The 20,807-nt window shown below is 39.4% G+C and carries 18 protein-coding genes; all 18 read left to right on the top strand.

Features of this window, described 5'->3' with window-relative positions; all coding sequences use genetic code 11:
* Positions 1-1,358: 1,358 nt before the first annotated feature.
* The 18 genes from FN831_RS06780 to FN831_RS06695 all read left to right on the top strand — a co-directional run bounded on the left by FN831_RS06780 (position 1,359) and on the right by FN831_RS06695 (position 20,569).
* Positions 1,359-2,156 (top strand): polysaccharide biosynthesis/export family protein, encoded by a 798-nt coding sequence (locus FN831_RS06780; RefSeq protein ID WP_142527451.1) that lies wholly within the window; start codon positions 1,359-1,361, stop codon positions 2,154-2,156.
* A gap of 18 nt (positions 2,157-2,174) precedes the next feature.
* Complete coding sequence (locus FN831_RS06775) at positions 2,175-4,514, top strand: GumC family protein (RefSeq protein ID WP_142527450.1); 2,340 nt, start codon at positions 2,175-2,177, stop codon at positions 4,512-4,514.
* A 3-nt stretch (positions 4,515-4,517) separates the two neighbouring features.
* Positions 4,518-5,810 (top strand): lipopolysaccharide biosynthesis protein, encoded by a 1,293-nt coding sequence (locus tag FN831_RS06770; protein ID WP_142527449.1) that lies wholly within the window; start codon positions 4,518-4,520, stop codon positions 5,808-5,810.
* A 1-nt stretch (position 5,811) separates the two neighbouring features.
* Positions 5,812-6,369, top strand: a complete 558-nt coding sequence (locus FN831_RS28095) for an acyltransferase (protein WP_142527448.1) — start codon at positions 5,812-5,814, stop codon at positions 6,367-6,369.
* Between the two features lie 9 nt (positions 6,370-6,378).
* A complete protein-coding gene (locus tag FN831_RS06760; protein ID WP_142527447.1) occupies positions 6,379-7,326 on the top strand; it encodes a hypothetical protein in 948 nt (315 codons plus the stop codon).
* 125 nt (positions 7,327-7,451) lie between these two features.
* Positions 7,452-7,886 carry an acyltransferase gene (locus tag FN831_RS06755; protein ID WP_221931293.1) on the top strand — a complete coding sequence of 145 codons (435 nt, stop codon included), beginning with the start codon at positions 7,452-7,454 and terminating at the stop codon, positions 7,884-7,886.
* A 23-nt stretch (positions 7,887-7,909) separates the two neighbouring features.
* Positions 7,910-8,482: an acyltransferase gene (locus FN831_RS06750; RefSeq protein ID WP_142527445.1), complete on the top strand. Its 573-nt coding sequence runs from the start codon at positions 7,910-7,912 to the stop codon at positions 8,480-8,482.
* An 11-nt stretch (positions 8,483-8,493) separates the two neighbouring features.
* The gene (locus FN831_RS06745; RefSeq protein WP_142527444.1) at positions 8,494-9,417 is read left to right on the top strand and encodes a glycosyltransferase family 2 protein; all 924 of its coding nucleotides are present in this window, start codon (positions 8,494-8,496) and stop codon (positions 9,415-9,417) included.
* Positions 9,414-10,406 (top strand): glycosyltransferase family 2 protein, encoded by a 993-nt coding sequence (locus FN831_RS06740; protein WP_142527443.1) that lies wholly within the window; start codon positions 9,414-9,416, stop codon positions 10,404-10,406. Before FN831_RS06745 ends, FN831_RS06740 begins: the two co-directional genes overlap by 4 nt.
* 60 nt (positions 10,407-10,466) lie before the next feature.
* Complete coding sequence (locus FN831_RS06735) at positions 10,467-11,594, top strand: glycosyltransferase (RefSeq protein WP_142527442.1); 1,128 nt, start codon at positions 10,467-10,469, stop codon at positions 11,592-11,594.
* A 10-nt stretch (positions 11,595-11,604) separates the two neighbouring features.
* The gene (locus tag FN831_RS06730; protein ID WP_221931292.1) at positions 11,605-12,858 is read left to right on the top strand and encodes a glycosyltransferase family 4 protein; all 1,254 of its coding nucleotides are present in this window, start codon (positions 11,605-11,607) and stop codon (positions 12,856-12,858) included.
* On the top strand, positions 12,848-14,188 hold the full coding sequence (locus tag FN831_RS06725; RefSeq protein ID WP_142527441.1) for a hypothetical protein: 1,341 nt from the start codon (positions 12,848-12,850) through the stop codon (positions 14,186-14,188). The genes FN831_RS06730 and FN831_RS06725 overlap by 11 nt, the downstream gene beginning before the upstream one ends.
* On the top strand, positions 14,185-15,345 hold the full coding sequence (locus FN831_RS06720) for a glycosyltransferase family 4 protein (protein ID WP_142527440.1): 1,161 nt from the start codon (positions 14,185-14,187) through the stop codon (positions 15,343-15,345). Before FN831_RS06725 ends, FN831_RS06720 begins: the two co-directional genes overlap by 4 nt.
* 1 nt (position 15,346) lies before the next feature.
* Entirely contained in the window at positions 15,347-16,483 is a 1,137-nt protein-coding gene (locus tag FN831_RS06715) for an XrtY-associated glycosyltransferase XYAG1 (RefSeq protein WP_142527439.1), read from the top strand.
* A gap of 19 nt (positions 16,484-16,502) precedes the next feature.
* The gene (locus tag FN831_RS06710) at positions 16,503-17,294 is read left to right on the top strand and encodes a glycosyltransferase family 2 protein (RefSeq protein ID WP_142527438.1); all 792 of its coding nucleotides are present in this window, start codon (positions 16,503-16,505) and stop codon (positions 17,292-17,294) included.
* A 1-nt stretch (position 17,295) separates the two neighbouring features.
* Positions 17,296-17,862, top strand: a complete 567-nt coding sequence (locus FN831_RS06705) for a WcaF family extracellular polysaccharide biosynthesis acetyltransferase (RefSeq protein ID WP_142527437.1) — start codon at positions 17,296-17,298, stop codon at positions 17,860-17,862.
* Positions 17,862-19,103: a WcaI family glycosyltransferase gene (locus FN831_RS06700; protein WP_246101393.1), complete on the top strand. Its 1,242-nt coding sequence runs from the start codon at positions 17,862-17,864 to the stop codon at positions 19,101-19,103. The genes FN831_RS06705 and FN831_RS06700 overlap by 1 nt, the downstream gene beginning before the upstream one ends.
* 17 nt (positions 19,104-19,120) lie before the next feature.
* The gene (locus tag FN831_RS06695) at positions 19,121-20,569 is read left to right on the top strand and encodes a capsule assembly Wzi family protein (protein WP_185960405.1); all 1,449 of its coding nucleotides are present in this window, start codon (positions 19,121-19,123) and stop codon (positions 20,567-20,569) included.
* Positions 20,570-20,807: the final 238 nt, after the last annotated feature.

Below are 20,807 nucleotides of genomic sequence, written 5' to 3'. Positions count from 1 at the left end.
TGTAAACAGCGACTTGCTAACTCCTCTTGTAATATTAAGTACGATGACTCCACTTCTTTCGGCGTTTCCCGTCCATTATTAAGTGAATGACCAATTCAGAATCTAGGACGAAATTTGGTAAATAGATTGTAGACTATTGATTGTCCTGACACTCGAAGCTGCTGCTAGTTTTTTTATCTTGTTCTCTACTGGCTCTGATATAAACTTTTTTCCAGCAGTGATTACATCTGTATCTTCGTACATTCTTCCAAAACAATACATATTTTACAATAGGGTCCCTGGGTACTCTCCTGTCAAGGTAGCCTATTTTACAAATGGGGCACCTGCTATATACTTTATCGGGATTGATCCACTTGACGTTTGAGTCGTTAATTAACATTTAAAAAAAATAAATGAAATTGAAAATCCTATTAATTGTTTCTTGGCTGTTCACTGAACCTCACGTAGATTACTGAAACTAATCGGATGAAAGGACAGGGCAGGAGGTTTGTATCCCAGCCATTCAAATGTACAACAACTTCCGAGAAAAGAGCTAAAGGTTGTGAATATCGTATTTTTTTTATGCTTCCGACTCGAATGATCTCAAAACCATTTGAAAAATCCAACAAGAAGTAATTTATTGCCTACCTAACACGAATCAAGTGTATATATAGCGATACACTTTATTAGATGCGATAAATATCAATGTTAAAATAATATGATTACTATCTTAATTTGTTATGTATCTTAGGGTATATTTTACACTATGTAATTTCTAACAGTTTGATACATAAGCAGTGAGATTTTTTTACTGTATTGTGGATGTTAATTTATTTTACTGTGTACTTTTAATTGGTATTAAAATTGATCAATATTTATTAGTCAATAATAGTTTGCTGAAAAAAATATCATTTTAAATTAAAACGTATCACAATTAACGGTTATATTAGTAGTTTATGACCAAAACGATCGAATACCACTTTATCTGTGCATTAGTACATTAAAAAAGTATCGTTTAATAAGCATGTTTGAAGAAAAACAACTGTTTTATTTAAAATATACTAGAAATAAAGCTATATTGTAACGAATTTGATATAATAACCAAGATGGTATTGCGTTTTATTTGCATAACTGCCTATAAATTGACTGGGGGAATGGATAGACTTTAATTGTTTTTGTTGTTTTTAATTTTGATGTATGCTATGTCCGATTTTTTAATGAAAAATTTTATTAATGTCCTCTAATCATTCCCAAAGCGATATTTATCGCCATGTAAACCCTTCATTTTCAAACTATGGTTCTTCTGCTTTTACATATTTAAGTCCTTTTAGAACTGTAAATTCTCCTGTATTAAAATCTAAAATTACCAATCTTTATTTATGAAGAAAATATACACGAAAAGTAACCTCATTGTGGCAATTCTGGTGCTAGGCACGTTCCTTCTCTCTTCCTGTGGAAAAACGCAGAATGTAGTTTATTTATCAAACCTGGATACTGCCGCTAAATATCAGCAAATCCCCAAGGCCGCATTTAAACAACCACTAATTCTTACTGACGATGTTCTAAGTATCACTATTCAAACTCAGGATGTAACTGATCCTTCAGCTTTTAACCAAACTTCTTCTAAATCTTCGGGCGAGGGTGGCGATTCGGAAAAAGGAGCTTCCATGAGCGGGTTTCTTGTAGATGGAGAGGGAAATGTCGAGATCCCTATTATTGGGTCAATTAAGGTCGCGGGATTAACCACAACACAGGCAAAAGAGCTCATAAAATCAAAGGCATCTAAATATTATAAAGACCCGACTGTCCAAGTGCGATTTGCAAATTACAAAATTACTGTACTTGGAGAAGTAGGAAAGCCTGCATCATATGCAGTGCCAAATGAGAAAATAACAATTTTTGATGCCATATCTCTAGCTGGTGATTTAACAATTTATGGAAAAAGGGAAAATGTAATGTTGATGAGGGACAATGGAGATAAAAAGGATATTATCCGGCTCAACCTCAATTCATCCGATGTCATTGCATCTCCTTATTACTATCTGCAACAGAATGATGTGGTTTATGTAGAGCCATCCAAAGCGAGAGTAGCTGCAAATGATGCACAGAAAGTTCAGTTGATTACTATTGCTATATCTGTAGTAACGCTGTTAGTAACCATCGTAGCAAGATTTTAAGACTTTTAACATATATCCATGATTAATCAGAATCCTGTTCAAGAAGACATCTTTGTAGAAAAAAACAAGGTGAATTTTACATTGCTTGCCACCAAACTGCTTAAGAATTGGTATTGGTTTGTTATTTCAGCAGCCATCTGTCTGGCGATCTCATATCTTTATTTGAGATATACAGTTCCAATCTATAAAACAACTGCAAAAGTGTTAATCTCCAGTGACAAAGGTCAGTCTTCTGGAGAAGACGCCATGGCAAAAGCATTGAGTTCGCAGTTTAGCACTTCCAGCAATGTTGAAGGAGAGGCCGAAATTTTCAAAACACGTCATCTGATGGAAAAGGTGGTGAGAGATTTGAAATCTTACATCACTTATTATCATAAGGGACAGATCTTGTCAGTGGACTTATATAAAGACAGTCCTGTGAAGCTAACTCTGCTGGACTCTCCAGAAAGAATTAGCCCTATTAGTTTAGAGTTAGCTTTCAGCGGCAATAAACTGAGACTATTTAACAAAACTTATGATAAGGTAGTTGATTTTTATCAACCTTTTGTTGTACCCGGTTTGGGAAGAGTACAGATTGAACGGGGGAGTGGGGAAATAGACAAAAATTCTTCATACCTGATAAGCGTATCAACGATAAAAAATACAGTTTCCGCATTAATGGGCAAATTGGAGGTATCTATTCCTATTAAGCAGGTAGATATGATTTACCTGAATTACACCAATCCTGTTGCTGCAAATTCGGAAGACATCCTTAATAGCTTAATTAAAGCTTATATCGATGGAAATCTGCTTGACAAAAATAAAATTGCAGATAGCACCATTGCTTTTATCGATAACCGATTGTTATATGTTGGCAAAGAACTTGGTAGCGTTGAAGGCAGTGTGCAGGATTTTAAGCAGAAAAACAAACTTGCTGACCTCACCGCTCAGTCGAGTCTATTGATTAGTTCAAGCGGTGAATATCTTGAACAGCAAGCAAAAGTTGAAACGCAATTGAATGTGTTGAATTCGGTTGAAAATTATTTGACTACATCCGGTTCTAATCAACGGCTGGTTCCAAGCGGTATATTATTGGATGATCCGACATTCCAGACACTGGTTGAAAGATATAATACTATTGTTTTAGAGAAAGAGAAAAGAAGCATAGGGCAGACTGAAGATAACCCCTATATGCAAAATCTGAATAATCAGATTGCTTTGGCAAAGAATGATATGTTGACTAGCCTTAAAGGAATGAGGAAATCACTGCTCATTTCTAAGGATCAAATCCAATCGCGCTCTAATCAGCTAGCTGGCCAGGTCCATAAAGTACCGGTAGTGGAAAGAGGATTTCTGGATTTATCAAGACAACAGCAGATTAAACAGGAACTGTATGTTTTCTTGCTACAAAAAAGAGAAGAAACGGCGATTTCTAAAACATCTAATATCTCAAATTGCAAAATCATTGAGCCACCAACTTCTTATGGGCCAATTAGTCCAATAAGAACAAATATCCTGGGATATGGATTTGTCTTGGGACTTTTTCTGCCTTTCGCGGTTATTTTTATAGCGGACAGGATGAATAACAAAGTAAACTCAAAAGAACAGGTCACCAACCATACGCAGGTATCAATCATTGGGGAAATTGGTAAAAGTGCAAATATACTTGAGACTATCGTTGTAGGCCAGGATTCACGCACTCCGATTTCTGAACAATTCAGGGCATTAAGGACAAATCTGACGTTTTTTCTTAAGGATAATCAGAAGACCATTCTTCTTACTTCAAGCATGTCTGGAGAAGGTAAATCGTTTGTCTCGATAAACCTGGCTACCGTCCTTGCAATTTCCGGTAAAAAAGTTGTGGTGATGGAAATGGATCTACGGAAACCAAATTTGTCTAACAAGCTGATGATGAAAAACGATTTTGGATTCACCAATTATATCGTTTCTACCGAAGTAGAACCTTCCGCTATTACCAAGCCATCAGGTACACATGAAAATCTATTCATCATCAATTCAGGTAATATTCCGCCTAACCCAACTGAAATTATATTAAATGATCGTACTGATCTGTTAATGCAGGAACTAAAGGAAAGGTTTGACTATATTATTATTGATGCGCCCCCGATAGGAATGGTTACAGATGCTCAGTTGTTAAGTAAATACGCTGACCTAACGTTATATGTCGTGCGTCAAGGTTACACTTTCAAAGATCAACTTGAAATTCCTCAGGAAATTTATATCACACAGAGAATGAAAAATATCGCCATCCTGATGAACGATGTGAAACATGAAGGCAATTATGGTTATGGATATGGTTACGGATACGGACTGGAAGTTGAGCAGAAGGGATTTTTAGCCAAATTATTTAAAAAATAGCGGATGAAAAGCTTGCTATATAAATTACATGCCAACCCTAAATATGCAAGAGCTTTTGAATGGGGCAAGCTTGTTTCTGTAACCGGGTCGGCTCAGATGCTTGTGCAGGGTATTGCTTTGATTAGCGGGATTTTTATTATACGATTGCTCCCCACAGATGAGTACGCGTTATACACACTTGCAAATACTATGCTTGGTACTATTTCTCTGCTTGCCGACGGAGGTATTAGCACAGGTACCTTAGCAACGGGTGGAAAGGTATGGCAGGATCCTGTCGCACTTGGTAAAGTGGTTGTAACAGGAATGGAAATGCGGAAAAAGTTTGCAATAGCTAGTCTTGCAATATCACTACCTATTTTGTTTTATCTTTTGATTTCACATGGTGCAACCTGGATGAGTTCTACATTAATTGCAGTGTCTTTAATTCCAGCATTCTATGCAGCCCTATCAGACAATCTACTGGAAATACCGCTGAAGCTGAATCAGGATATTACACCTCTCCAAAAGAATCAGGTGGCAGCTAATATTGCACGTATATTAATGCTGGTTGCCTCTTTATTTTTTCTTCCATTCACCTTTATAGCTATTCTCGCAAACGGGCTTCCCAGAATATGGGCTAATATAAAGCTTAGAAAAGTAGGCGAAAGGTTCGCCGATTATTCCCAGGGTTCTGATCCTGAAGTAAAGAGAGAGATTTTGAAAATGGTTAAACGTACAATGCCAAGTGCTATCTACTTTTGTGTTTCCAGTCAAATCACAATATGGTTGATTTCGATTTATGGAAATACAGCTTCTATAGCCAAAATTGGAGCGCTAGGACGGCTCGCAGTGGTACTTACTATTTTTACTACCCTATTTTCTACTTTGGTTGTTCCACGATTTGCCAGACTAAGTGATGATCCTAAAGTTCTGTTATCAAGATTTATTCAGATAGTTCTCCTGCTTTTTGGTATGAGCGCATTAATTTGTGGATTTGTTTACTTGTTTCCGAGTCAGGTACTTTATATTCTGGGTAAAAATTACGGTGATCTTCATGAAGAGATATTATTGATTACTATTTCGGGATGCATAGGAATGGTTGGGGGAATTACCTATTCACTTTCTGTTGCCCGGGGTTGGATATTGCCACCTGCAGTACATATCTCTGTGAGTATCCTTGCTCAGGCATTATTGATTTATTTTATGGATTTGTCTGATACAACTAATGTGCTGATGTTTTCGATAATCAATGTAGGTATTGGCCTGATCATGTCTTCCTTTTATTTTTTCTATCGTGTACTAAAGCATAATTCTTAATATGAAAAAACACTTTTTAGCATTACTCCGGCATAAAAGTTTAAGCCTTAGGGAATCCCTCAGAATAGTTTATTATAAGAGCCTTGGTCTAAGTGTGAATGGAAATGTCAAATTGGGCAAAATTCGCTGCAACTGGCCTAATAATGTAAAATTGGGTAACAATTGTGATATTGAAGATGGTGTTCTTTTTAAAATAACGCAGCCGTTTTCAGGACTTAACTATATACAGCTGGGCGATAATGTGTTTGTTGGTGCAGATTGCCAGTTCAACTCAAGCACCCAGATCATTGTTGGGAATGATTGTTTAATCGCCTCAAATACAACTTTTGTAGATACTGGTCATGAAAATGTTTTGGGAACGCTTATCAACAAACAGCCATGCAACTTTGAAAAAATCGTTTTGGGAGAGGATGTTTGGATTGGTACTCACTGTTCTATTTTGAAGGGTGTTACAATTGGAAATGGAAGTATAATAGGTGCTGGATCAGTAGTAAATAAATCTATTCCTGCAAATCAAATCTGGGCTGGTGTACCCGCCAGATTTATTCGAAACCGTTAAGATTAAGATATGAATTTAGTAGTTTGTACGATTTTTGAAAAGCATTACCATTATGGGCTAGCTGCGCTTGTGGATTCTCTACATAAATATGGCTTTTCAGGAGAAATTTATGCTGGTTATAGGGGCGCACTTCCCGAATGGTCGTCAGCAGCAACTGAAAATACATCTTTGGAATGGAAAGGAGCCTCAACTCTAAAAGTTACTGAAAGTATAAATGTTCATTTTCTACCCCTGCTAACGGACTTTCATCTTGCAAACTATAAGCCTGAGTTTATGCTGAAATTAATAAATGGCCTGGCAAAAAATGCTGGTGGCATTGTTTATTTTGATCCGGATATAGTAATCAAATGCCAATGGGATTTCTTTGAAACCTGGACGTCTTATGGGGTTAGCCTTGTACATGAGATCATAAGTAATGACATGCCTGCCACTCATCCGATCCGTAAGGGCTGGGAGGCGGTGATCAAAAGCAGCAACCGGGAGATAAAAAGGAATATCACATCCTATATCAACAGTGGCTTTTGCGGTGTCATTAAAGAAAATGTTGAGTTCCTGGAAACCTGGGCTGATATTATTCAGGTTGCTATCCGTGAATATGGATTTAAATCCAATGAATTTGCCCATTCTAAACGCACTGATTTATTTTTCGCAAAAGATCAGGATGCTTTTAATATTGCTGCGATGTGCAGTGAATCACCAATAAGTGAACTCGGGGCCGAAGGAATGGATTTTATTAATGGGGGCTTTACGATGTCACATGCCGTTGGTGTTGGGAAACCTTGGAGAAAGAACTTTATCACCTCCGCGCTTAAAGGAATTCCACCTAGCAGTGCCGACAAATTGTTTTGGTCCTCAGTAGACGGGCCTTTAAAACCATATTCGTCTTCGCAGATTAAAACGAAAAAAATAGCATTGGGTGTCGCAAGTTTAATAGGACGCTTCTACCGAAAGAATTAAAAGAGAATTGAACAATAAATATGGCATTAAAAGAGGTTATTTCTGAATTCAGGTTATATGTATGCAATGAATGGATCTCTAAAATTCCAAGTCATCGTTTTCGTAATTTTTATTACAGAAAGGTCATGGGATTTAATATTGGCAAAGATTGCTCAATACACATGCACTGCTCATTTGATTGCGCAAAAAACCTGATCATCGGAACAAATTCGGTGATAAATTCCAGGTGCAGGCTGGATAATAGAGGGACCATTAGCATAGGTGAAAATGTTTCTGTTTCACAGGAGGTAATAATCCTTACAGCAGACCATGATGTAGATGCTGCTGATTTTGCAGGCCGTAGTATCGGGGTAAGGATCGACGATTACGTATGGATTGGAACCAGGGCCACAATACTGGCTGGAGTGACCGTTGGCAAAGGCGCATTAATCGCTGCCGGCGCAATGGTGACAAAGGATGTTATTCCTTATACAATTGTTGCAGGTGTACCTGCAAAAGTGATCAAAATGAGGAGAGAGGACCTGACTTATGATACCAAATACAGGAGACTATTCCAGTAAAATTATAATATAAAAAATAAAGAATGGGACAAAAATTGCAACAGGCTTTTTTCCTGATCAGGTTGAAATACTTACCAAAAGTATGCTCTGCATGGAGAAAGTTCTGGTATGGTGTTCAGGGAATGAGGGTCGGCAATGGTACTGCACTACCGGCTTTGCATACCACATGGCCCCATCAGGTCATCATTGGATCAAACTGCCAGCTGGAACCAAACATCATTTATAAATATGACGGTGTATGGAGCAAAGGGCCTTCGATTCGGATTGGAGATAATGTTTTCATCGGTTCGGGTTGTGAATTTAATATCAATACAGGAATTACCATCAGTAAGGATGCGAACATTGCTTCGGGCTGTAAGTTTATTGATCATGATCATGGGATTGTGTCGGGGCTCAGAATTGGAGCCCAGCCTTCTGTGAGGGCCGCGATTACGATTGGAGAAGATGTGTGGCTTGGAGTGAATGTAGTTGTTCTGAAAGGAGTGACGATTGGTGAGGGGGCTGTAGTAGCTGCAGGTGCGGTGGTGAACAAATCGATTCCGGAAAATCAGATTTGGGGAGGAATTCCCGCAAAATTTATAAAAACAAGGACTTAATCTAAAAATACATGTTAGTATCCATATGCATTCCTACATATTCAAGATTAGATTACCTGAAAGAGGCAGTTCATTCAGTCTTTGCGCAGACTTTCAGAGATTTTGAAATATGCGTTTCTCTGGATCCTAAACCTTCGGGGCCTGATCAGGAGATTGAAAGCTGGTGCAGAAAGACCGCACAGGAAAACCTATCTTTCAGGTACCTGGTAAATGAAAAGAATGTTGGCCTGTCAGGCAATTGGAACGTCTTGGCCAATATGGCTAAAGGAGATTATGTCATTATCATTGGAGATGATGATAGTTTAGAACCGCAGTATCTGGAAAATGTAACAAAGAATATCGGACGATATCATCCTGATGTAGTATTCACCGACCAGAACTTTATTGACAGTGATGCCAAGATCCTTGATGAACTTACTGAAGAAATGAGCGCTGTTTATTTCCGTAAAGGATTGCAATCTGGTTTACTGTCTGATCCTGTTGAAACAGTGCTTAGAAATACTGTCCCGATGTCGTCCTCTATTATCAGAAGGGAGCTGATACTTAAATATCCTTATGATCCCTCATTGAATACCCCTGAATTGGAGGTGTTCTTAAAAATTGCTGCTAGCGGTGGTGTTTTTGAATACGTAGCCAGACGTGTAGCCAATTATAGGGTACACCCTGGTTCAGCAACTTCCGGGGGATTGAAGCTACATTATATGCTTAGAAATATAATTCCGGTTGAAGTTCATGAAAAATATGAAAATCTAAAATACGAATTGATTTCTTCAAAAATGATTCCCGCAGTGAATATTTGTATCAGGGAGGGGAATATCAGCCTGGGTAAAACATTGCTCGGCAGCAAATACTATCCTTCAGATAAAAATCATCTGAAGATGATTCAGAAGCTGTTGTTCTATTGTCCAACGTTCATCGCTAAAAAAATAATATGAAAATTTCCGTATCCATACCTACCTATAATCAGGGGCAGTATGTTGAGAAAGCAATTTTAAGTGTGTATAACCAGACTTTAACGCCCGATGAAATCATTGTTTCAAATGATTGCAGCACGGATAATACGATGGTAATACTTGAGCAGCTAAAATCAAAAGTTCCAGTTTTAAAGGTAATCAACCAACCTGTTAATCTGGGTATAAATAAAAATGTTGAGGCCTGTTTAAAAGCTGCATCAGGGGAGTTTATTTTGAGACTTGACTCAGATGATTTTCTGGAGCGTGACTACATAAAAATAATCCTGGCTCTACTTGAAGAATACCCGGAAGCAGGGTACGGCCATGCGAATGTGCGCGAGATTGACCAATATGATCATCAACTGAAAAACAGGATATTATTCAGGAATCTCACCTTTCAAAAAGCTGATGATGCACTGAAGGCTGCGGTAAAAGGTTACCGTGTGGCCGCTAACATTGTGATGTTTAGAAAAAAGGCACTGGAGCAGGTGAATTTTATGTTGGGAAGACCAAATTTCGGAGAGGATTTTCATTTGGCAGCACATCTGGCAGCAGAGGGCTGGGGAAATGTATTTTCATCAAAAATACTGTCCAATTATAGGGTTTGGGTGGATGCAGGGATGGTGAGGCAGAAGCGAAAAATGAGCGAACTTCAAGGGCTGACCAGTGTGTTTGAAGATGTGATTACGCCTGCCTTTGTTAGAAGGGGCTGGAGCACCAAAAGTATTGAGAAAAGCCGCGAAGATATTGCAAGTGCACAGTCTGACTGCCTCGGCTGGAGTTTGTACTCGGAAGCTGAGATTAATGAACTGGCTGGAGCAGTGCTTCAATTATCTTCATCGGCAAAGACTAAAAGATATATATGGATTAACAGGAATGGCTACGGAAAGTATCTGAAGAGTTTAAGAAGCATTAAAAATGGACTGAAGACTTTTATAAAAGATAAAGTGCTTTCCAGGAAGGTATCTTAAGAATCTGACAATAATCAAAAAGTAAAGAAGAGATAAGATTTAAACTAAAGAATACGATCAATGAAGGTAATGTTTATTTGCGGATCAATTGAACCAGGACGTGATGGTGTGGGTGACTACACCAGGCGTTTAAGTCAGGAACTGGCCCGGAATGGTATTCAGGTTGCTGTAACCGCTCTTCATGATGGACACGTAAAAGAAATTCAGGACTTTTTACAGCTTATGGATGGCACTGAAATTCCTGTTTATCGCCTGCCTTCTGTTCTTGACGAAAGCATGCGCTATAAGTTACTTGAACAACGTATTACTGAATTTAATCCTGATTGGCTAAGCCTGCAGTATGTGCCATTTTCCTTCCATCCGAAAGGTTTGGGTTTTGCCCTGGCAAAAGGGCTCAAGAAAGCCGGAGGAAGACGGAGATGGCAGATTATGGTGCATGAAATAGCTGTAGGGATGCCTATAGGGAGCTCTCTGAAGGAAATGCTATGGGGAAAAGCCCAGAAGTTTTTGTTGCAAAGTTTAATCAGAGTATTACAACCGGTTATGGTACATACGCATACCCTGGTTTATAAGAAACAATTGGAGAAATTTGGTGCTGCCGTGACCATGCTCCCGCTCTTTTCCAATATTCCAGTTGCACATCCCGAACTGATTGTTGCCAAACATAAGAATGAAGTTGTACATGACGGTTATATCGATCTTTTGGTATTCGCTACCGTGCAATTAGGCGCACCGATCAGAGAGTTTACACAAGATATAAAGCAATATGAGAAATCCACGGGATCAAAATTCAGAATGGTATTTCTCGGAAGAGGCGGCCGGGCACAGGCAGATTGGATGGAAGAATGGGAAGGGGCGGGATTAGCAGCTGTTCATTTGGGTGAACAGAATGAAGAAAAGGTGTCAGAGATATTGGCTAAGGCTACTTTTGGGATTTTTTCAACCCCAGTAGTGCTCACCGGAAAAAGTGGTGCAGTAGCTGCAATGCGGGAACATGGAATACACTTGCTGGGAGTCTCTGGTAAATGGGAAGCGAGAGGATTAAAGGTGACCGAAAATCCATTTGGGATTCTTGAATACAAACAAGGTGAGCTGGACCAGTTTTTTAAGAGTAAGAGTGATTTTTCTATTCTTCCTACTGTTCCATCCATAGCAAAGCAGTTTATGTCTGATCTTAAAATGAATTGATTCTGAAATTATGATGAAAATTGTTGTAACACACCCTACTGGAAACAGAAATTTGAGAGCTGTGATTTCTTCATTTGAAGAAGCTGGTATACTGGCTGGTTTTAATACTACGCTGGCAGTGAATCCGAATAGTTTTCTCGTAGGGATGCTGCCCGAAAAGATACGTAAGGAATTTGTAAGAAGATCTTATCCTGTTGACTTTAGTCATGTGAATACAAGGCCTTTGCTGGAGCTTTCCCGGAATATTCTTCCAAAGATAGGATTTAAAGGTGCTGCGGCACACGAAAGTGGCTTTGCAAGCGTAGATAAGGTTTATGAGGATCTAGATAAAGCTACCGCGGCCTCTTTGGGCAAGCTGGTAAAAATCCGACAGCTGACTGCAGTGTATGCCTATGAAGATGGGGCGCTGGCAACGTTCACAAAAGCAAAAAAACTTGGGCTAAAATGCATATATGATTTGCCTATCGCCTACTGGGAAACATTGAGACGACTGATGTTTGAAGAAGCGGAACGTTTACCAAACTGGGTACCTACACTGGGTGGCGGAATCCGGGATTCCCAGGCAAAGCTTGACCGCAAAACGAGAGAACTGGAAATGGCTGATGTGGTAGTGGGGCCGGGAAAGTTCGTGCTGGACTCTCTGCCAGCCTGGGCATCTGATAAAAAACTGATTATGTCTCCTTTTGGATCGCCGGTAGCGGTAGATGGCGAGGAAACTATCAATAATATAGATTATAAACGTCCGTTAAGGGTTCTCTTTGCCGGCTCACTAGGCCAGCGAAAAGGATTGGGTGACTTGTTTAAGGCGGTAAGCATGCTTGATCCCAATAAGATTGAACTGGTTGTAATGGGCTCACTATTAGCTCCGCTTGAATTTTACAAAGCGCAGCTACCCAATTTTAGTTATGAAAAAGGACGTCCCAACGCGCAAGTGTTAGAACTCATGAGAAGTTGTGATGTATTTTGTCTGCCCTCAATTGTAGAGGGTCGTGCATTGGTAATGCAGGAGGCTATGAGTCAGGGTTTACCCTTGCTGATTACACCAAATACAGGTGGCGAAGATTTGGTGATACAGGGAGAGACAGGATTTTTAGTGCCTATACGTTCACCGGAACAACTAGCAGAACATTTGAACTGGTACATAGAACACCGTGAGGAAACAAAAGAAATGGGGGCTAAAGCAAAAGCCCATGCGGCAAATTATACCTGGAAAGGGTACGGGGATACTATTGTCTCTGACTTAAAAGAATTATATGCAAAATAGGGTAATAAATATCAAAACTGCGGAGAAGGGACCGGATTACTTGCTCAAAAGAGGAGTCTGGATTTACTTTTTTCTGCTGATTTTTGAAGGTGCCCTACGTAAGTGGGTATTGCCCGGGCTTGCCACTCCCTTATTGATCATTCGTGATCCTATAGCGGTATGGCTAATATACGAGGTATGGAACAGGGGTATGCTTCCATCTTCCAATTATTTGAAGGGAATGGTGTGGGTTACAATTATAGCAGTCATTACAGCTTTGATTTTTGGACATGGGAATATCTTCGTAGCACTTTTTGGTGCCAGGATCTTTCTGATTCATTTTCCACTGATTTTTGTAATTGGCCGTATTTTTGACCGGGAAGACGTGCTGCAGATGGGACGTGTTTTGTTATGGATTACTATTCCAATGGCAATTCTCATAGCTATGCAATTCTATAGTCCCCAATCTGCCTGGGTAAACCGAGGTATTGGCGGAGATGAATCGGGAGGTGGATTTAGCGGTGCCATGGGATATTTCAGACCACCTGCAACGTTTTCATTCACTAATGGAACCTACTTGTTCTTCGGTTTTGCCGGCTGTTTCCTGTTCTATTTTTGGCTTGCAGGAAAAGAGGCAAATAAACTACTAATGTATGCATCAACAGCAGCGGTCATTGCGGCAATTCCATTGTCAATCAGCCGGAGTTTAACTTTTACATTGGGCGTTACATTGATGTTCGTTCTTTTGTCAGCCATACGAAAACCTGCAAATTTGCTGAAGATGGTATTTACCATAGTGGGATTTGTCTTCATTCTTGCAATATTATCTAACATCAGTTTTTTTCAAACGGCAACTGATGCCTTTTTTTCCAGGTTTACCTCTGCAGGAGAAACTGAGGGTGGGTTGAAAGGAACATTAGGTGACCGGTATCTTGGCGGAATGATCAATACATTACTACGGTCTGCAGAACAACCATTTTTTGGTATGGGCATAGGCATGGGAACCAATGTTGGAAGTATGCTTCTTGTAGGTAAAACGATCTTCCTGGTAGACGAGGGAGAATGGGGACGTGTAATTGGTGAGATGGGAGCTATTTTGGGTCTTGGTGTGATATACATCCGGATCGGTTTAAGCTTTAAGCTGCTTGCTAATGCATATAATAAAATGGTATCAGGAGATCTGTTGCCATGGCTGATTCTAAGTTTCGCTCTCACGGTCATACCTCAGGGACAATGGTCTCAACCTACCGCTTTAGGTTTTAGTGTGCTGAGCGGCGGCCTCCTTGTAGCTTCAATGAAGAAAAGGAAAGAAGTACCAGTTGACAAACCTTTAAAAATGAAAACGATATGAAAATAGTATTTTTTGCCCATCCACTATTTTTAGGCTCGCAAAGCATGCCAAGATTTGTGAATATGCTTGCTGAAGGCATGGAGCGTCGCGGCCATCGGGTAGAGGTCTGGAGTCCCGAAGCGCTGTTTTCAAATATTCCAGTAAAAAAGTTGAGGAAATGGTTTGGCTATATGGATCAGTATCTTGTATTTCCTCAGTCTGTAAAAAGCAAGCTTCGGAAAAAAGAAAAAGATGTACTTTATGTTGTTTCTGATCATGCGCTTGGACCATATGTGCCACTAATTGCTCATCTTCCTCATGTAATCCACTGTCATGATTTTCTCGCCCAGCGTTCGGCATTGGGGGAAATACCTGAAAATGTAACCTCAGCGAGTGGGCAAAAATATCAGGCTTATATTAGAAGGGGTTATTCCCGGGGCCGTAATTTTATCTCTGTATCTGAAAAAACTAGGACTGATCTTGCGGCCTTTCTGCCTGCCAAACCAGAGCGCTCTGAGATGGTGTATAATGGCCTAAACCCTTCTTTTAAGCCAGCTTCGGTAGAAGAATCAAGGATTATGCTTGGAAGCAAACTGAATATGGACCTGACGGAGGGTTACATTCTGCACGTAGGCGGAAACCAATGGTATAAGAATAGAGAAGGTATTGTTGGCATCTATGATAAGTGGAGGAAAACCTATGGAACTGATCTTCCGCTACTATTGGTAGGGCAACCTCCATCAGCGGCCCTCTTGCAAAAATACGAGCAATCTGCATGGAAAAACGATATACATTTTTTGTCCGCTATTGACGATCAGCTTGTAACCGTAGCTTATTCAGGAGCAACTGTTTTTCTGTTCCCTTCTATTGCAGAGGGATTTGGATGGCCGATAGCGGAAGCTATGGCTTCTGGTACCCTGGTGGTAACAACAAATGAAGCACCTATGTTGGAAGTTGCCGGTGATGCTGCATTCCTCATTGATCGACGTCCCTCAAAGGATATGCTACAGGATCAATGGACTAATGGCGCTGCCAGAATATTAAATAAAGCAATTACACTGAATGAAACTGAGCGGGCGCAAGCTGTGCAAAAAGGTCTGATTAACGTCTCAAGATTTAAATTGGAGGATGCGCTCGATAGTATTGAGCGTATCTATAAACAAGTGTTAAATAATTAAAATGAAGATACTACACATCGTACCCTCTTACAAACCAGCATATATTTATGGTGGACCAATTGAGTCCGTTTCAAAGCTATGTCAGGGCCTTGCTGCTGCAGGCCATACTGTTGTTGTATTAACTACTACCGCGAATGGTGAGCAGGAACTTTCAGTTGAACCTGGTAAAGTGATCGACGTTGATGGCGTAGATGTAATATACTTTAAAAGAATAACTAAAGATCCCACTCACATTTCTCCTGATTTATGGAAGTATTTGTGGTCGAATGTAGAATCTTATGATATCGTTAATATCCAATCCTGGTGGAGCATTCTGGTAATTGTTGCTGCTGCTATCTGTCATGTTAAAGGCGCAAAAGTGGTTATCTCGCCTAGAGGAATGCTCAGTCCGTTCATTTTTTCCTCCGGGTATAAAAAAATAAAAAAGGTAATTCACTCAAGTGTAGGTAAGTGGGCACTGTCGAAATCATGGCTCCATGCTACAGCACAGGTAGAATACAACGAGTTTGTAAGCGTGTTAGGCGAATGTAAGGGCTTTATAGCGCCCAATAGCGTAACTCTACCCGACACTTCTGTTATCAAAGCTGATAATGAAATTTTCACGCTTATATTCATGTCAAGGCTGCATCCGAAAAAGGGTATAGAAATTTTACTAAATGCAATTAGTAAATTATCTTTTCCGGTGATCTTGAAAATTGCGGGTTCAGGAGATGACGATTATGTAAAACATTTGAAAGCCATGGCCCTGAGATTAAAGGTAGATTCCAAAATTGTATGGATGAACTGGGTGGGCCGTGAAGAGAAATTTAATGTATTAATGAATGCAGATCTTTTTGTTCTCGTCTCACTGAATGAAAACTTTGCTAATGTTGTAGTAGAGGCGTTGCACATGGGAACTCCGGTGCTGATTTCTAAAGAGGTGGCGCTATCAACTTTTGTTAACGACCATCATCTGGGATGGATAACTTCACTTGATGTTGATGACGTGGTAGAGAAACTTACACTTGCCTATAAAGACCGCAAGCGAATGTCCTGGATCAGCGAAAACAGTAGAAAAATTATAGCTGAAACATTCAGCGAGAAAAAATTGATCCAGAATTATGTGGATCATTATCAGGAAATCATTGAAACTAATTAATAGCCGTAACTCTTAGATCATGGAAATACTCAATTCAAATATACTGCAAGCTTTGATCTTAACAAAGAATGAAGAACCAAATCTAAAACGGGTTCTTGATAAACTGACCTGGCTGGGAAGGGTAGTGATACTTGACAGTTTTAGTACGGATGCCACACTGGAAATTGCCGCGTCTTATCCAAATACTGTGGTGGTGCAGCGTCCTTTTGATACTCACGGAAAGCAGTGGAACTATGGTCTCTCATTGTTGAATAGTGAGTGGATTTTGAGCCTTGATGCAGATTATGTGCTGCCGGATGACTTTATAGCTGAAACAAAAAACTATGTGACCTCGGGAACTGAAACAGCTTATGAAACAAACTTTAAGTTCCTGGTTTTTGGGAAACCTTTGCTAAAAGATAATACTACACCACGGCCGGTGCTTTTTAAGAAAGCTTTATGCAACTATTTTGATGACGGACATACACAGCGTCTAAAGATTAATGGTACAACGGGAATGTATAAGGCAGTTATCCTTCACGATGACCGAAAATCTTTTAGCAGATGGTTGAGTAATCAGGATGGTTATGCAATTAAGGAAGCCAATAAACTCATCAGTAGTCCCTCGGCAGGACTACCGATGAGCTCCAAAATTAGGAAAACGAAAATCTTTGCTCCGTTCATCGTATTTTTTTATTCATTATTTGTAAAAGGGTTAATTTTTAATGGGTGGCGGGGCTGGCATTATACTTTGCAACGTACTATGGTGGAGATCATTCTGGCACTGCGCATGATTGAAGAGGAAAAATTAAAAAAAGACACAGAAGGATAGTATGACAGATTATATACAGCAATCAAAAGTGAATCTTGGCGGCTTTGATTCTTCAGTCGGCCTGGAAAGAGGTGCAGGTAAATTGAAAGAAATCTCCTGGTATTTAATTAAGGTAATTTTCTTCTTATCTGCCCTGCCGTATCCAAATGGTTTGAAATGCTTGCTATTGCGTCTGTATGGTGCAAAAGTAGGCTCTGGTGTAGTCATTAAGCCAAGAGTAAATATACATTTTCCCTGGAAACTGGATATAGGTAACGATGTATGGATTGGTGAAGAGGCATTTCTCTTGAATTTTGAGCAATTGATTGTTGGTAACAACGTATGTATTTCTCAGCGCGCTTTCTTATGTGGGGGCAATCATGACTTCAGGATTCCCGAGATGCCTTATCGTAACGGGCCGATTACCTTGATGGATGGAGCATGGATTGGTGCTTCTGTATTTATTTCGCCAGGAGTAACCGTTGGAATTGACAGTGTGGTTACAGCCGGATCGGTTGTGACAGGAAATATTGCTCCCAATGGAATTTATAAAGGTAATCCCATAGTTTATATCAAACAGAGATGGTAATGAAAAAAAGGATATTGGTTTTAGGAATCAACTGCTTGCCAGAACTAACCGGGATAGGTAAGTACACAGGGGAAATGATCTCGTGGATGGCGGAGCAAGGACATGAAGTCACGATGGTGACCGGTTTCCCCTATTATCCGAACTGGAAGGTTCAGGAGCCATATAAAGGAAACTGGTACAAAGCAGAAAATATGTTTGGCGGGAATCTAAAACTATACAGATGTCCCTTATATATCCCATCTAAACCATCCGGACTAAAAAGGCTGATCCATGAATCCATATTTTTTATTTCTGCCGGCTTTGTGGTATTTAAGATGCTTTTTAAACCAAAACAGGATTTGATTTTTGCTATTGCCCCACCATTTCATCTGGCAATTCTAGCATTGTTCTATCGCTTTTGCAGGGGAGGGCGTATTGTGTATCATGTACAGGACTTACAGATTGAAGCCGCAAAAGAATTGAAGATGCTACGCTATAAGTGGATGTTTGATATACTTTTTTCTATTGAATACTTTATACTCAGAAAAATGGATTTTATCACCACTATTTCTGAAGGGATGATGAAAAAAGTTGGTGACAAAATTCCAAAAATTATCACCTTCTTTCCTAACTGGGTCGATACAGAAACGTTTTATCCTTTACCAGAACGAAACTTGATAAAGACGAAGTGGGGATATAGTGCCAATGATTATGTAGTCCTTTACTCAGGAAGCATAGGCGAAAAACAGGGATTGGACAGTTTGATCAGGATCGCTAATCGTTTGAAGAAACGACAAAATATTAAATTTCTGATCTGTGGAACGGGCCCTTATAAAGTGGAACTGATGCGAATGGCTGAAGAAGCCGGGCTTAGGAATCTCACATTTCTTCCCTTGCAAGGATTCGACGTATTTAATGAGTTCCTAAACATGGCGGACATCCATCTTGTCTTGCAAAAAGCTAATGCTAGCGACCTTGTGATGCCGTCTAAGTTAACGACAATTTTGGCTGTTGGAGGACTTGCTATTGTGACGGCTAATCCGGGAACTACCCTACACGACGTAATAAAGGAACACGGAATGGGTGTAATTACTGAGGCTGAACAGGAAGATTTATTAGCAGACGCTATTGTTGAAATAACTGAAAATGATTACGAGCCATGCAGGATAAATGCAAGGACTTATGCACAAAAATATTTGGACAAACGTAATATACTACCGGAAATGTTAGATTATGTTTCTGATTTAAATAACCACAATTGATGGCTAAACGACATTTTATGAAGATTTTTTTAAGCGTAATCCTCCTGTTATTATTGCAGATAGGTGCAAAAGCACAGTTTTTAGATTCACTGCAAATTCAAGCCGGTACCAATGTAACTGTAGCTTCCAAATACTATTTGCCTCTTTGGCTGGTGAGCAATAGGTTTGGAGTAGTCAGTGATCAGAAATTTGATTTCTCTACACATTTTCAAGTAACAAACTCACATCGTTTAGGTGCTCCTGTAAATATTTATGATGAAAATGACAGAGGTCTTTACATCAGTTATGGGCTTGATGCGTATAATAACAAACATTTAAGTAAGACTTTCTTTAAAGAAGCTTATGCAAAAGTTAGATATAAGCATTTGACGTTCAGCGGTGGAAGGTTTAAACAGATTATTGGTGAAGTGGATCCTGATTTATCGTCCGGATCATTGGGCGTGAGTGGTAATGCACTGCCAATTACAAAATTAAATCTGTCCCTGGAATATACGGACCTTCCATTTACAAATGGATGGATCCAGTTTAAAGGACTTTTCAGCCATGGATGGATGGGTGAAGATCAGTTTATGAAACACGCTTTTTTGCATGAAAAGAATATTTACTTCAGATTAGGTAAAAAAAAGCTTAAACTTTATGGTGGCATACAGCACTACGCTGTGTGGGGTGGTTCGAGGCCTGACTTTTTAAAGACAGATCGATCAATTAAAGGTTGGTTGAATGTTGTTAGTGGTATTGAAATTAATGACGGGAGTGTACTTGATGGATCTCTTCCGAACAGGCCAGGAGACCAGAGAGGTGTAATAGAGCTGGGTGCAGAGTGGGAAAATGACGATATCAAGTTTCAATTGAATAACCAGACGCCATTTGACAGTGGGCAGGGAATCGATATCAGAAATATTGATCGCTTACTGAGTTTTAATATTACCAATAAAAAGGAAGGTGGCATCTTGAGAAAACTGACATTTGAATTTATACATACTACGCAGAGTAACGATTTTTATAATTTAAGGTATAGGGAAAGCTATTACAACAATGGTATTTACCGCACTGGTTGGGAATATAATGACATGATCGTAGGCACACCCCTTTTTACAAACAGGTGGCGTGCATCAAAATATTTCGACAGTATCAAGCCATTTGACTGGAATGCACCACAAGCAACTATAAGCGCGCTTGATAATATTATTAATAACAGGATACTTGGTGGACATGTTGGAGCTGTTCTGTCGCTGAGTGAAAGTATTATGTCAAAGACCTTGATTACTTACACTAAAAACTATGGTGATAACAGATTAGATGGAGTATTTTCCCCATTTAAAAAACACTGGTATACCATGCAGGAGATTAGTTGGCATATGCCGAATACACAATTATCATTTACTGGCACAGTTGCGTATGATTTTGGTGACCTGTCAACAAATATAGGATCAATGTTCGGCATACAATGGCAGCTCAGAAACTAACTTATGTTTAGAATTTTAGTCAATAACATAGAATAACCGGACATTGGTAAATTAATAAAGTATTCTATATGAACATTATGTTAATTTATATTACACTTGTTAGGAAAATTGTCTTTTTATTCTTTAAATGTTTCAATTTTTGTAGATTAGTAAGTATGAAATATATAATATATTATGGTTTTTGTTCACTAACCTGATATGGTATAATTCTTGTTACATGGTTCCGATTAAAGTGCTC

Source organism: Pedobacter westerhofensis (assembly GCF_900182595.1).
GTDB classification, from domain to species: Bacteria; Bacteroidota; Bacteroidia; order Sphingobacteriales; family Sphingobacteriaceae; genus Pedobacter; species Pedobacter westerhofensis.
This window is presented reverse-complemented; position numbering and strand designations above follow the sequence as displayed.